11 protein-coding genes are annotated in these 13,542 nt (G+C 65.4%); 6 read left to right on the forward strand and 5 right to left on the reverse strand.

The features are described 5' to 3' along the window. The first annotated feature begins 4 nt into the window (after positions 1-4). The 5 genes from ACRQ5J_RS22620 (at position 5) to ACRQ5J_RS22640 (ending at position 5,836) form a co-directional block, all read left to right on the forward strand. Entirely contained in the window at positions 5-1,723 is a 1,719-nt protein-coding gene (locus ACRQ5J_RS22620; protein ID WP_432379995.1) for a DUF3443 family protein, read from the forward strand. An 85-nt stretch (positions 1,724-1,808) separates the two neighbouring features. Continuing rightward, entirely contained in the window at positions 1,809-3,926 is a 2,118-nt protein-coding gene (locus tag ACRQ5J_RS22625; protein ID WP_432379997.1) for a bifunctional 2',3'-cyclic-nucleotide 2'-phosphodiesterase/3'-nucleotidase, read from the forward strand. Position 3,927: 1 nt separating this feature from the next. Further along, positions 3,928-4,653, forward strand: coding sequence for a tetratricopeptide repeat protein (locus tag ACRQ5J_RS22630; protein WP_432379999.1), 726 nt, complete (start codon positions 3,928-3,930; stop codon positions 4,651-4,653). A 99-nt stretch (positions 4,654-4,752) separates the two neighbouring features. Next, the gene (locus tag ACRQ5J_RS22635) at positions 4,753-5,229 is read left to right on the forward strand and encodes a cytochrome P460 family protein (RefSeq protein WP_432380001.1); all 477 of its coding nucleotides are present in this window, start codon (positions 4,753-4,755) and stop codon (positions 5,227-5,229) included. A 100-nt stretch (positions 5,230-5,329) separates the two neighbouring features. Further along, a complete protein-coding gene (locus ACRQ5J_RS22640; protein ID WP_432380003.1) occupies positions 5,330-5,836 on the forward strand; it encodes a hemerythrin domain-containing protein in 507 nt (168 codons plus the stop codon). 122 nt (positions 5,837-5,958) lie between these two features. Here ACRQ5J_RS22640 and coaD read toward each other — a convergent pair whose 3' ends face one another. The 5 genes from coaD to ACRQ5J_RS22665 all read right to left on the reverse strand — a co-directional run bounded on the left by coaD (position 5,959) and on the right by ACRQ5J_RS22665 (position 11,430). Beyond that, on the reverse strand, positions 5,959-7,095 hold the full coding sequence (gene coaD, locus ACRQ5J_RS22645; protein WP_432380004.1) for a pantetheine-phosphate adenylyltransferase: 1,137 nt from the start codon (positions 7,093-7,095) through the stop codon (positions 5,959-5,961). 32 nt (positions 7,096-7,127) lie between these two features. Continuing rightward, positions 7,128-8,516 carry an ATP-binding protein gene (locus ACRQ5J_RS22650; RefSeq protein ID WP_432380006.1) on the reverse strand — a complete coding sequence of 463 codons (1,389 nt, stop codon included), beginning with the start codon at positions 8,514-8,516 and terminating at the stop codon, positions 7,128-7,130. Beyond that, complete coding sequence (locus tag ACRQ5J_RS22655; RefSeq protein ID WP_432380008.1) at positions 8,513-9,172, reverse strand: response regulator; 660 nt, start codon at positions 9,170-9,172, stop codon at positions 8,513-8,515. Before ACRQ5J_RS22655 ends, ACRQ5J_RS22650 begins: the two co-directional genes overlap by 4 nt. A 135-nt stretch (positions 9,173-9,307) precedes the next feature. Continuing rightward, positions 9,308-10,825, reverse strand: coding sequence for a Do family serine endopeptidase (locus ACRQ5J_RS22660; protein WP_432380010.1), 1,518 nt, complete (start codon positions 10,823-10,825; stop codon positions 9,308-9,310). A 152-nt stretch (positions 10,826-10,977) separates the two neighbouring features. Continuing rightward, positions 10,978-11,430, reverse strand: a complete 453-nt coding sequence (locus ACRQ5J_RS22665) for an Hsp20 family protein (RefSeq protein WP_432380012.1) — start codon at positions 11,428-11,430, stop codon at positions 10,978-10,980. A 185-nt stretch (positions 11,431-11,615) separates the two neighbouring features. Here ACRQ5J_RS22665 and ACRQ5J_RS22670 point away from each other — a divergent pair, with 185 nt between their 5' ends. Continuing rightward, a complete protein-coding gene (locus ACRQ5J_RS22670) occupies positions 11,616-13,493 on the forward strand; it encodes a M61 family metallopeptidase (protein WP_432380014.1) in 1,878 nt (625 codons plus the stop codon). Positions 13,494-13,542: the final 49 nt, after the last annotated feature.

Genomic DNA, 13,542 nt, shown 5'->3' on the forward strand with positions numbered 1-13,542 from the left:
CCGCATGAAATACACCCACCTGGCCGGCGCCCTGCTGTGCCTGGCACTTGCCGCCTGTGGCGGTGGCGGCGGCGCGTCGTCCACCAGCGCCAGCACCACCTCCAGCACCGAGGCGACGAACACGCCAACCGCCGTGGTCAGCATCAGCGCCACGCCGACCGCCACCACCACCGGCCAGGTCGTCACGCTGAGCTGGAACGTCAGCAACCCCGCCACCAGCACCTGCACCGCTTCCGGCGCGTGGAGCGGCACCGTGGCCACCAGCGGCACGCAGACCGTCACCGCCGGCGCCGCCGGCAGCGCCAGCTACACGCTCACCTGCGGCAGCGTCAGCAACACGGCCGTGGTCACCGTCAGCACGCCGCCGCCCTCGCCCACCGTCAGCCTGACGCTGGCGCCGGCCAACATCACCACCGCGCAGACCAGCGTGTTGAGCTGGTCGTCGGCCAACGCCAGCAGCTGCACCGCCAGCGGCGCGTGGAGCGGCAGCAAGGCCACCTCGGGGGCGGTGACGATCACGCCGTCGGCCGCCGGCAGCTTTACCTACAGCATGACCTGCAGCGGCGACGGCGGCAGCGCCAGCGGCAGTACCGCGCTCAGCGTCACGGCCGCACTCAGCAACAGCACCGCCATCGTCGTCGACAGCGGCCCGAGCGGCGTCAGCGGCGTGATCAATGTGCCGTATGTCAGCGTCACCGTCTGCCGTCCCGGCACCAGCGTCTGCCAGACCATCGACCACGTGCTGCTCGATACCGGCTCCTACGGCCTGCGGCTGCTGGCCAGCCAGATGAGTTCGACACTGGCGCTGCCGGCCGTCACCACCGCCAGCGGCGCCGACGCCGGCGAATGCGGCAAGTTCATCAGCGGCTATACCTGGGGCGCGGTGCGCCAGGCCGACGTCAAGATGGCCGACGAAGTCGCCTCGGGCATTTCGATCCAGGTCATCGGCGACAGCGGCGCCAGCTACGCCAGCACGCCAGCGACGTGCAGCAGCGCCGGCGCCAACCTCGGCACGCTGGCGTCGATCGGCGCCAAGGGCATCCTCGGCGTCGGCATGTTCCAGCACGATTGCGGCACGGCCTGCGCCAACGCCGCCATCAGCGGCGTCTACTACGCTTGCGCCAGCGGCAGCTGCGCCGCCAGCGCCATGCCGCTGGCCAAGCAGATCAGCAACCCGGTGGCCTCGTTCGCCACCAACAACAACGGCCTGATGATCACCATGCCCAGCGTCGGCGTCGCCGGCCTGACCTCGGTAAGCGGCACGCTGGTGTTCGGCGTCAACACGCAGAGCAACAACACCATCGCCAGCGAAACCATCTTCAAGGCCAACAGCAGCGGCGACTTCACCACCACCTACAAGGGCACGGCCTACACGGCCAGCTTCATCGACAGCGGCTCGAACGGCTACTTCTTCAGCGACAGCACGATCCGCACCTGCTCGGGCGGCGACTTCTTCTGCCCGGCCTCGACGCTGTCGCTGACCGCCACCAACAGCGCCGCCGACGGCAGCGCCAGCGGCGACGTCAACTTCAACGTGGTCAACCTGGTCGGCCTGGCCTCGACCATCACGGCGGCCCAGGTCGGCGGCACGGTCAGCAGCGGCAGCGTCTCGTCCAGCACCTATTTCGACTGGGGCATGCCGTTCTTCTACGGCCGCCGCGTGTTCGTGGTGATGGAGAACAATACCGTGGCCGGCAAGACCGGGCCCTACTGGGCCTACTGAGGCAGGCCTGTGCGCCATGTCATAACGTTGTCACGATAACCATATACAGTCGCAACCTTGAATTTTTCCCTTGTTCGAGGTTGCAATGAAACTGAATTTGGTGATGCTGGCCGCCCTGGGCGCCGCCGGCCTGGTCGCCTGCGGCGGCGATAACCAGCCGGTCGCGGCGACGCCGCCAGCCACGCCGGCGATCCCGGAAGGCACGACCGTCACGCTGGCGTTGTTGGAAACCACCGACATCCACACCAACGTGATGAGCTACAACTACTACTCGCTGGCCGAGGACACCAGCCTGGGCCTGGAGCGCACCGCCTCGCTGGTCAAGGCCGCGCGCGCCGAGAACCCGAACAACGTGCTGCTGGACGACGGCGACACCATCCAGGGCACGCTGCTGGGCGACCTGCAAGCCGTCACCAAACCGATTCCCTGCGCCGACACGCTGGCCGTGCACAAGGTCATGAACGCCATGAAGTTTGACGGCGGCGGCTTCGGCAACCACGAATTCAACTACGGCCTGCCGTTCCTGAGCCAGGTCACCAACACCGATTTCGGCATTCCGGGCGTCAGCAAGCCGGCCGGCAACTGCGGCGCGCCGGCCTTCCCCATGGTGCTGAGCAACGTCACCGGCGTCGCCAGCGGCAAGCCGATCGTGCAGCCGTACACGCTGCTGCCGCGCACCTTCGCGGCGGTCAAGCCCGACGGCAGCAAGCTCGACGTCAAGCTCAACATCGGCATCATGAGCTTCGTGCCGCCGCAAATCCTGGAGTGGGACCAGAAGAACCTGCAAGGCAAGGTGGCCATCACCGGCGTGCAGGAAGCGGCCGAGCAGTATGTGCCCGAGCTGCGCGGCAAGGGCGCCGACCTGGTGGTGGCGCTGTCGCACGGCGGCCTCGACCCAAGCCCGTACAGCCCGAAAATGGAAAACGGCTCCTACCACCTGACCACCACCGGCATCGACGCGCTGATGATCGGCCACTCGCACCTGATCTTCCCGAAAGGCAAAGAGGCCGGCGCCGCCGCGCTGGACGCCTCGTTCGCGGCGTTCCCGGCCAGCGCCAACATCGACGCCATCAACGGCTTCGTCAACGGTGTGCCGACGGTGATGGCGCAAAGCTGGGGCCGCCGCCTGGGCATCATCAAGATGACGCTGGCCTACACCAGCGGCAAGTGGGTGGTGCAGCCGGCCAAGACCACGGTGGAATCGCGCGGCTTCAAATACACCGATGGCGCCACCAACATCGCCGCCGACAGCAGCATCGCGCCGATCGTCGCCGCCGAGCACGCGGCCACCATCGCCTTCGCCAAGCAGCCGCTGGGCGTGACCACCGACTTCGAAATGTCCTCGTACTTCGCGCTGGCCGGCGACGTCTCGGCGATCCAGCTGGTCAACCAGGCGCAGCTGGCGTACGTGAAGAACTTCATCGCCACCAGCACCGACGCCACGCTGGCCAGCTACAAGAACATCCCGGTGCTGTCGTGCAGCGCGCCATTCAAGGCCGGCCGCAACGGTCCTTCGGACTTCACCGACGTGGCGCCGGGCGCCAGCGCCGCCGCGCCGGTCGGCCTGCAGGTGCGCAATCCGGGCGACCTCTACCTGTACTCGAACAACAACCTGCAAGCGGTCAAGATCAAGGGTTCAGACCTGAAGAACTGGCTGGAAACGGCCGCCAAACAGTTCGCCCAGATCGACCCGGCCAAGACCACCGAACAGGACCTGGTGCCGTCGTACAGCACCATCTACAACTACGACGTGTTCTACGCCGAGGACAACGCGCTGACCTACCAGATCGACGTCACCAGGCCGGCCGGCAGCCGCATCGTCAACCTGACCTACAAGGGCAAGGCGGTGGCCGATGGCGATGACTTCATCGTCGCCACCAACGACTACCGCGCCGGCGGCGGCGGCGCGGTGCCGGGCATCGACGGCAGCAAGACCATCATCAAGTCGCCGGACGCCAACCAGACCGTGGTCAGCAACTACCTGACGGCGCAAGGCGCGGCCAGCGGCAAGGTCACGCTGGCCGGCAACGGCAGCGCGCGCAGCTGGAGCTTCGTCAAGACCACGACGGCCGGTCCGGTGATTTTGCGCTCGGCGCCGGGCCACCTGGCGCTGGCCAACAGCAGCGGGCTGACGGCGGTGACGGCCGAGGGCGCGCTGGACGCCAGCGGCTTCGCCAAGTACACCATCGACCTGAGCAAATAAGATGCGCGCCCTGATCGCCCTTGCGCTGACTGTGGCCTCGCTGGCCGGCTGCCAGATCCAGCATGAAAAGCCGGGTTCGGCACAAATCGAAGTCGTCGGCATGAAGGCCAGGCAGGAAGCCGATCCGCACGCCGAGCGCAAGCTGATGGCGTGGTCCGAAGCGGCCATGCCGGTGGCGCAGCGCGAGCTGGCGATCTTGTACCAGACCCGGCCCGGACAGCGCACGCAGGCGCTCCAGCTGTTCGAGCGGGCCGCGCGGGCCGGCGACACCGAGGCCGCGTTCCAGCTCGGCGAAATGCTGCGCATCGGCGTGCTGGGCGTGCCGGCCGCGCCGGCCGCGGCGGCCCCGTGGTACGAGCAGGCGGCCAGGCAACAGCACGCCAGGGCCGCCCTGGCCCTCGGCCTACTGTACAAGAACGGCAACGGCGTCCAGCGCGACGACGCCATAGCCGCCCGTTGGCTGGGCCTTGCCGGCGAGCGTGGCAACGCCCACGCGATGTTCCTTCTCTCCAACATCTATAACGAAGGGCTGGGGGTGCGGCAAGACCGCGCCAAGGCCAGGGCGCTGCTGGAAGAAGCCGCCGAGCACGAATATCCGCCGGCGCTGCAGGAGCTGGCGATGACGGTGGAACTGGGCGACGACCACAGCGCCAGGGATCAGCTGCGCGCCAGCCACCTGATGAAGGAAGCCACGGAGCACCGGCGTAACAACTGGAACCGGTTCTAAGCCGACGGCCTGCGGGCCGTTTTTTACGATATTTAACACGCATACGCTTTAATCGGATAAGATGAAAAATCCTCATTTCGATATCAGGAGAACCCTGTCATGAAAACCTTGTTTGCCACCCTGTTGTTGGCGGTCGCCGGCCTGTCGCAGGCGGCGCAGAACGCCTCGCCGATCTACGGCGTCACCTTGCCCGAGGGCTATCGCCAATGGCAGTTCATCGCGCCGGCGCACGAAACGCCGCCGCTGGACGAGTTGCGCGTGGTGGTCGGCAATCCGGCCGCGATGGCCGCGATTGAAAAGAACCAGCTGCCCTTCCCCGACGGCACGGTGCTGGTGAAGATGGCGTGGAAGCATGTGCAATCGGCCGAGGCGCCGGCCGCCTACGTGCCGGGGGCGGCCACCACGGTGCAGGTGATGGTCAAGGACCCGAAGAAATACGCGGCCACCGGCGGCTGGGGCTTCGGCCGCTTCATCAATGGCCAGCCGGCCGACCTGGCCCAGCACCAGGCCTGCTGGGGCTGCCACCAGGCGCTGGTCAAGGACCACGACTTCGTGTTCACCCGCCTGGCGCCGTAAGCCGGGCGCGGCTCCTTGCGTGGTCCGGCGCACAGACCGGTGAAGGTGCGACTTCTAGACTGGCCCCGTAGTCACTTCATTAGCCACGCAAGGAGCCGATATGAGAACCACGTCCCAATCCTCGGGCAAGATCCCCAAGCCTATTCCGACCGAATCCCAGCCGCAAGACGCGATCGCGCTGCTGATCGAAGATCACGAAACGGTCAAATCGCTGTTCGAGCAATACGAAGAACTGGGCGACCGCGCCCACGTCAGCAAGCACAAGCTGGCCTTGCAGATCTGTGAAGAGCTGACCAGGCACACGATGATCGAGGAGGAAATCTTCTATCCGGCCGTGCGCAAGGCCATCAAGGATGACGACATCATGGACGAATCGCTGGTCGAGCACGCCTCGGCCAAGGACCTGATCGCGCAGATCCAGAGCATGGAGCCGACCGAAGACCTGTTCGACGCCAAGGTCAAAGTGCTGTCCGAGATGATCGACCACCACGTCGAAGAAGAAGAAACGGAAATGTTCCCGAAAGTCCGCAAAACCAAGCTGGACCTGGAAGAACTGGGCCAGGCGATGGCCGAGCGCAAGGAAGAGATTCAGCTGCCGCCGGTTTGATCGCGCTGCCGGGCGCCGCCCGCCGCCACCTTCGTCATTCCCGCGCAAGCGGGAATCCATAGGCGGCTGGCACGCACGCTGTGTATGGATTCCCGCTTGCGCGGGAATGACGTGGTACGGGGTCAGCTCAGCCGGTCGAGCTCGCGCTGCATATTGTCGATGGCGCGTTCGTTGTACTGCTCGGCAAAATAAGCATTGCCGAACAGCTGCCCGGCCTGCGCCTTGCGGCACAGGTGCGCCAGCGCGCCGCTGCGCTGCCGGCGGTACTCGGCGTCCGGCAGATGGTTGTACTCCTGCCGGATCGCGCGCGCATAGTTCTGGTACACCTCTTCGTCCTGGCCAAGAATGGCCAGGTCCACACTCAGCAGCACGTCCTTCAGTCGGTGCGTGATCGACGCTTCCTGGAAGTGATCGGTGGCCCGTATCAGCTCGGCCGCGTCGCCCATTTCCTGCCCCAGGTGGCTGCCCAGCCAGAGCTGGGCGCTGGCTTCTTCATTGCTGAGCTCGCTAGTGCCGACGCCGTGCTCGGCGTCATGGAACCAGAACGCCTGCTTGATGATGTCGACGTCGGCCGGCTCCGGCCGGGTGTTGGCCGCCCACACGCGGATTTCGCACAGGCCGTGCACCAGGTGGTCGAGGTTGTGATAATGGCGCGCCGCGCCGCCATAGCACGACGGCCCCGTCAGCCGGGCGAACCAGTCGTCGGCGTGGGCGATCGCGGTGGCGTCGCGGTGCGCGTAGTCCCACAGCGTTTCCCATTCCTTGCGCAGCCAGCTCAGCACCCAGGCGTGGTAGCCCGGCCCCGGCACGAATTTCTTCATGATCCAGTTCCAGCCGATCGGCCCTTCCAGCGCCTTGACGAACGAGGAGCTGACCGAGCCGAGGTCGCGCGGCGGCATGACAAACACCGTCTTGGCGCCCTGCAGCACGTCGACATTGGTTTGCTGGATCAGGTTCTCGTAGTCGAAGTCGGCGGTGGTGCGGATGCCGCGGATCAGGCAGTGCACGCCCTGCTTCTTGGCCGCGCGCGCCGTGTAGTCGCCGCGCACGATCACCACCGAGACGTTGTCCCAGCCCTGCTCTGCGCAGCTGAGCGCGATGATGCTCTTGCGCTCCTCGGCGGTGAACTTGGGTTTCTTGGCGGGATTTTCAGAAAGAAAGACCACCACCTCGTCCGCCAGCGAACGGGCTTCGTTGATCACCCACATGTGACCGTTGGTGATCGGGTCCAGGGTTCCCGAAAAGCCGATTTTCTTCATGCGCCACTCCAGCACCGTGTAAAAACGGCATTTTAGACTGGAGTGGGCTTGCCAGTCTCGGGAAAATCAACCTTGACTTTCAGGCCGCCAAGCCGTTCCGACTGATCCAGCGACAGGCTGGCGTTGTGGCGCTCGGCGATCGACTGCACGATCGCCATGCCCAGACCGCTGCCGCCGGCAGGGCTGCCGGGCACGCGGTAGAAGCGGCTGAACACCCGTTCGCGCTCTTCCGGCGGGATGCCGGGACCGGAATCCTCGACGCTCAACAGAATGCGCGACCTGGCGTTTTTTGTGGCGGCCACGCTACGCCGCAGGTCGATATCGACGGTGCCGCCGGCCGGCGTGTACTTGATGGCGTTGTCGATCAGGTTGCGCAACAGGATCACCAGCGCGTCCTGCTGGCCGTCGACCACCACGTCGTCGGCGTGGTGCAGGCCAAGGTCGATCTGGCGCGCCTGCGCCAGCCCGTTCATATCGCCCAGCACGCGCTTGACGACGTCGCCGAGGTTGACCGGCTCCAGCTTGATTTCCTCGCTGCCGCCCTCCTGCCGCGCCAGCATCAGCAATTGCTCGACCAGCCGCGTGGCGCGCTCGATGCCGGCCGACACGCGCGAGATGGCCACCTTGCGCGCCGCCTCGTCCTGCGCCCGTTCCAGGCTCAGCACCTGCAGCTTGAGCGCGGCCAGCGGCGTACGCAGCTCGTGCGCGGCATCGGCCACGAAGTGCTGCTGCGCCTGGAACGCCGTGCGCACGCGCACGAACAGCAGGTTCAGCTCCTGCACCAGCGGCAACACCTCGTCCGGCAAGTCGTTCTCCGACACCGGCGACAAGTCCTCGGCCTGGCGCGCCGCCACCTGCCGCTTGACGCGCGACACCGGCGCCAGCGAGCCCGACACCACCCACCACACCACCAGCATCAGCACCGGCGCCATGACGGCGATCGGGCCGACCGTGCGCAAGGCCAGCGTGCCGGCCATGCGCTGGCGCACCGCCATGTCCTGCGCGATCTGCACGGTCTGGTTGGAGGTTTGCACCGAGAACACCCGGTAGGTGGTGTTGTTGACGCGCACGTTGGAGAAGCCCAGCACCGCGCGCTGCGGCAAGGCGGCGCGCGACAGCGAACGGAACACTTGCGCGCCGTCCGGCGTCCACACCTGCACCACCAGGTCGTCGTTTTCGGGATCGGCCGCGGTGTCGGCGGCCTTGTTGGTCAGCGTGGCGCTGGAGCGCAGCGACATCGCCATCTGCTGCATGTGGTAATCGAAGATCTGGTCGGCGTCGCTGAGCGCGCTGCGGTAGGCGATCATCGCCTGCGCGAACGCCGCCATGGTGATGGCCGCCAGCAGGAACCACAGCAGGCGGCCGCGCAAGGAGTGCGTCACCACCGGCACGCGCGGCAGCGGCGGCATCCGCACTTTCATAGTTTCGGCACCATGTAGCCGAGACCGCGTACGTTCTGGATCAGCTCGGCGCCGAGCTTCTTGCGCAGGCCGTGGATGTAGACTTCCACCGCGTTGCTGTTGACCTCATCCTTCCAGCTGTACAACTTTTCCTCCAGCTGGTGGCGCGACAGCACGATGCCGGGCCGCGCGATCAGCGCCTCCAGCACCGCCCATTCGCGCGCCGACAGGTTGACCGGCTTGCCGTCGGCGATCACTTCGCGCGTTTGCGGGTTGACGGTGACGTTGCCGTGCTCGAACACCGGCTCGGCGCGGCCGGCTGAGCGGCGCAGCAGCGCGCGGATGCGGGCCAGCAGCTCGTCGAGGTCGTAGGGTTTGAGGACGTAGTCGTCGGCGCCGGCGTCGAGGCCGGCAATGCGCTGTTCCTTGGCGTCGCGCGCGGTGGCGATCAGCACCGGCGTCAGCTCCTTGCGCAGGCGCATCGAGCGCAGCACGTCGAGGCCGTCCTTGCGCGGCAGGCCCAGGTCCAGCAGCACCAGGTCGTAGGTCTGGGTTTGCAGCGCCGTGTCGGCCATGGCGCCGTCCTTGACCCAGTCCACCGCGTAGTGCTCGGCCCGCAGCAGGTCGAGCACCACTTCGCCGATCATCGTGTCGTCTTCTACCAGCAGAAGTCGCATATTGTTGTTCCTTTCTGTTTTTTTGCTTCTGCACCGTCGCGCGTGCTGCACCGTCATTCCCGCGCAGGCGGGAATCCATGCCGAGCATGCCTTCACGCGCCCCATGGGTTCCCGCCTGCGCGGGAACGACGTAGTTTAACCGAGGCGGACCGGTATAAAGATTTTATCGTCGCCGCGCTGGATCAGCAATGCCACCGACTTGGACGACTTGCCAACCACCTCGCGCACCTGGTCGATGCTGCTGACCAGGCGGCCATTGACCGACAGCAGCACATCGCCGGGCTGCACGCCGGCATCGGCCGCCGCGCCGCCGGCGTCCTGGATCAGCAGGCCACCCGGCAGGCCGGCCTGCTGGCGTTCGGCCGGATTCAGCGGCCGCAGCGCCAGGCCCAGCCGCAGCTTGGCGCTGGCCGGATCGGCCGACGCCGCTTCGGCCTGGGCCGCCACCTTGTCGTTGGCGTTGCCCAGCGTCGCGGTGATCTGCACCGGCTTGCCCTGGCGCCAGACTTCCAGGTTGATCTTCTCGCCCGGCGTCGACAGGCCCACCATCGACGGCAAGTCGACCGAGCTGACGATCTTCTGCCCGTTCAGGGTACGGATCACGTCGCCCGCCTTCAGGCCGGCCTTGTCGGCCGGGCCGCCGCGCTCGACGTTGGAAATCAGCGCGCCTTCCGGCGTGGCCAGGTTGAACGAATCGGCAAAGCCCTGGTTCACTTCCTGCACCGTCACGCCCAGCTTGGCGTGCACCACCTTGCCGGTGGCGACGATCTGGTTCTTGATCTTGGTGGCCACATCGATCGGAATCGCAAACGACAAGCCCTGGTAGCCGCCGGTCTGGCTGTAGATCTGCGAGTTGATGCCAACCACCTCGCCACGCGTGTTGAACAGCGGGCCGCCGGAGTTGCCCGGATTGACCGCGACGTCGGTCTGGATGAACGGCACGTTGCCATCCGGCAGGGAGCGGCCCTTGGCGCTGACCACGCCGGCGGTGACCGTGTTGTCCAGGCCGTATGGCGAGCCGATCGCCAGCACCCATTCGCCGACCTTCAGGTCGTTGCTCTTGGCCAGTGGCACCACCGGCAGGTTCTTGGCGTCGATTTTCAGCACCGCCACGTCGCTTTGCGGATCGGAACCGAGCACCTTGGCGCGGTATTCGCGGCGGTCGGTCAGCTTGACCACCACCTCGTTGGCGTCACGCACCACGTGGGCGTTGGTCAGGATGATGCCGTCCGGGCTGATGATGAAGCCGGAACCCAGGCCATGCGTCGGCATCTGCTTTTGCTGGCCGCGCTGCTGGCCCTGGAAGCGGCGGAAGAATTCGTAGAACGGGTCGTCGCCGAAGGGATCGTTGCGTCCCTGCGGGCCGTCGCCATCGTAGGAGGTCTTGGTGCTGCCGGTGACGTTGATGTTGACCACCGCCGGCCCGTTGTGGGCGACGATCACACTGAAATCGGGCAGGGAAATGGCTGGCGCGGCAACCGGGGCCGGCTGCGCACTGGCAGCACTGGCGGCGGCCGGGGCAACCATGGCGACGGCGGGGGCGTTGGCGGCGGCCACCGCCGCGTTCTGCTTGACAGCGACTGCACCGCCGACGCCGACCACGCCCAGTACGGCGACGGCGATGGCGGCACGCTTGAGAGTAGTATTGGACATAACGGTTCTCCTATTGGATGAAGACTTTAGATGTATCTAATATGAGCCTAAAAACTTAGGCGCTGCTTAGAAAATCCGGGCCGAAATATCTTGTTACAACGCAAAACTGGCCGGATAAACCGGCCAGTTGCAAGCACTACACGAGAGCGGGATCAGGCTGCGCGCTGCTCCAGGGCAGTCACGTTATCGCCACCGTCGATGACGATCTTGCGTGGCTTCAGCGCTTCCGGAATCTCGCGCACCAGTTCGATGGTGAGCATGCCGTTGTCGAAGCTGGCGCCAGTCACCTTGACGTGATTTGCCAGTTGGAAACGCTGCTCGAAATCGCGGGCGGCGATGCCGCGGTGCAGATAAGTGCGCTCGGTGGCGTCCTTCTGCTTGCGGCCCACCACGGTCAGCGAATCGCGCTCGAAGGTGATGTCGATTTCCGAACGGTCGAAGCCTGCCAGCGCCATCACGATGCGGTATTGGTCATCCGATACCAGCTCGATGTTGTATGGGGGATAGCTTGGGGTGTCGTTGCGCTGGGCGTCGTTGAGCATTTGGGCCAGACGATCGAAGCCGATAGCCGAACGGTACAGTGGGGTCAGGTCAAAACTACGCATGATAAATATCCTTTCAAAAATAAGCGATATGGCGGGGAGCATCCCCTGTTCACGGCCCCCATCTGGGCAACCGCTGACTCCCATATAAGTCGCGTCAAAACGCTTTCAAGAGGATTTTTTGAAAAATTTTTCGTTTCCCGCGTGCTACACTCAGCCTCTTTTGTAAATCGTTTTATCAAAAAACCATGTCCCTGACCCGTGCCGTACTCGCCGGCCTGCTGGCCACCGCCTTCAGTGCCCAGGCCGCCTCCATGTCCGAACAGCCCTACCCGGGCACCATCGTGCTGAAAGTGGATGCCACCAATAATGCGCAGCAAATTTTCCGCGTCACCCAGAACATTCCGGCGCAGCCCGGCAAGCTGACCCTGCTGTATCCGCAGTGGGTGGTGGCCAATCACGGCCCCAGCGGCGCGCTCAACCAGTTTGCCGGCTTCAAGGTCAGCACCGGCGGCAAGGCGCTGAACTGGAAACGCGATCCGCTCAACGTCTGGGCCTTCAACATTGAGGTGCCGCAAGGCGCCAGTTCGGTCGACGTCGAGTTCCAGTACGTGTCGCCGGTCGAGGCCAGCCAGGGCCGCACCACCTTCACCCACGACATCCTCGGCGTGCAGTGGCAATCGCTGGCGCTGTACCCGGACGGCTACCGCAGCCGCAACATCACCGTCCAGCCCAACCTGACCGTGCCGCCGGGCTGGCAGTTCGGCAGCGCGCTGGAAGTGGAAGAGCGCAAGGGTGACGAGATCGCCTTCAAGCCGCTCGACCTGGAAACGCTGCTGGACTCGCCGCTGTTTGCCGGCCGCTACTTCCGCCGCATCGACCTCGACCCTGGCGCCAAGGTGCCGGTGCACCTGAACCTGGTGTCGGACAATGCCGAGCAGCTGGAAGCGACGCCGGAGCAGATCGCGCCGCACCGCGCGCTGATCCAGCAGGCCTACAAGCTGTTCAACTCGAAACACTACAAGCACTACGATTTCCTGCTGGCCATCAGCGATGAATTCGGCGGCATCGGCCGCGAGCATCACCAGTCCAGCGAAAACGGCGTCAAGCTCGGCTACTTCACCGAATGGAAGAAATACGAGGCGCGCCGCGAGCTGCTGCCGCATGAATTCGCGCACTCGTGGAACGGCAAGTTCCGCCGCCCGGACGGCCAGGACGTGCCGAACTTCAATACGCCGCTCGACAACTCGCTGCTGTGGGTCTACGAAGGCCAGACGCAATACTGGGGCGCGGTGCTGGGCGCGCGCTCGGGCCTGCTCAAGCCGGAAAACACCATGGACCTGCTGGCGGCATCGGCCGCACGCCTCGACAACGTCAGGGGCCGCGAATGGCGCGCGGTGCAGGACACCACCTACGACCCGATCGTCAACGCCCGCCGTCCGCAGGTATGGAACAACTGGCAGCGCGGCGAGGACTACTACCAGGAAGGCCAGCTGATCTGGCTGGACGCCGACACCAAGATCCGTGAACTGTCGGGCGACAAGCGCTCGCTGAACGACTTCGCGCGCGGCTTCTTCGGCGTCGACGACGGCGTGTACGTCGCCAAACACTACACCTTCGATGACGTGGTGAAGGCGCTCAACGCCGTGCAACCCTACGACTGGGCCACTTTCCTGCGCGAGCGCGTGGAAAGCCACGGCCCGGGCGCGCCGCTGGATGGCCTGACCCGCGCCGGCTGGAAACTGGTGTACACCGAGAAACAGACCGATTTCCTCAAGGCGCAGGAAGATCTGAGCAAATCGGCCAACTTCCAGTATTCGCTGGGCTTCTCGGTCAGCGCGGAGGGCAAGCTGGAATCGTTCATCTGGGACGGTGTTGGCTTCAAGGCAGGCCTGTCGGGCAATACCACGCTGCTGGCGGTCAACGGCCGCGCCTACAAGCCGGACGTGCTGCGCGCGGCGATCACGGCCGCCAAGACCTCGAAGGAGCCGATCAACCTGCTGGTGAAGAAACGCGATCTGTACCAGACGGTATCGCTCGATTATCACGACGGTTTGAAGTACCCGCGCCTGGAGCGCATCAAGGGCACGCCGGACCGCCTGAGCGCCATCCTCAAAGCCCTCTAAAGTAAGCTCCCCGTCATTCCCGCGCAGGCGGGAATCCATACTGCGTATG

Source organism: Duganella sp. P38 (genome assembly GCF_050859475.1).
Lineage (GTDB): Bacteria > Pseudomonadota > Gammaproteobacteria > Burkholderiales > Burkholderiaceae_D > Rugamonas.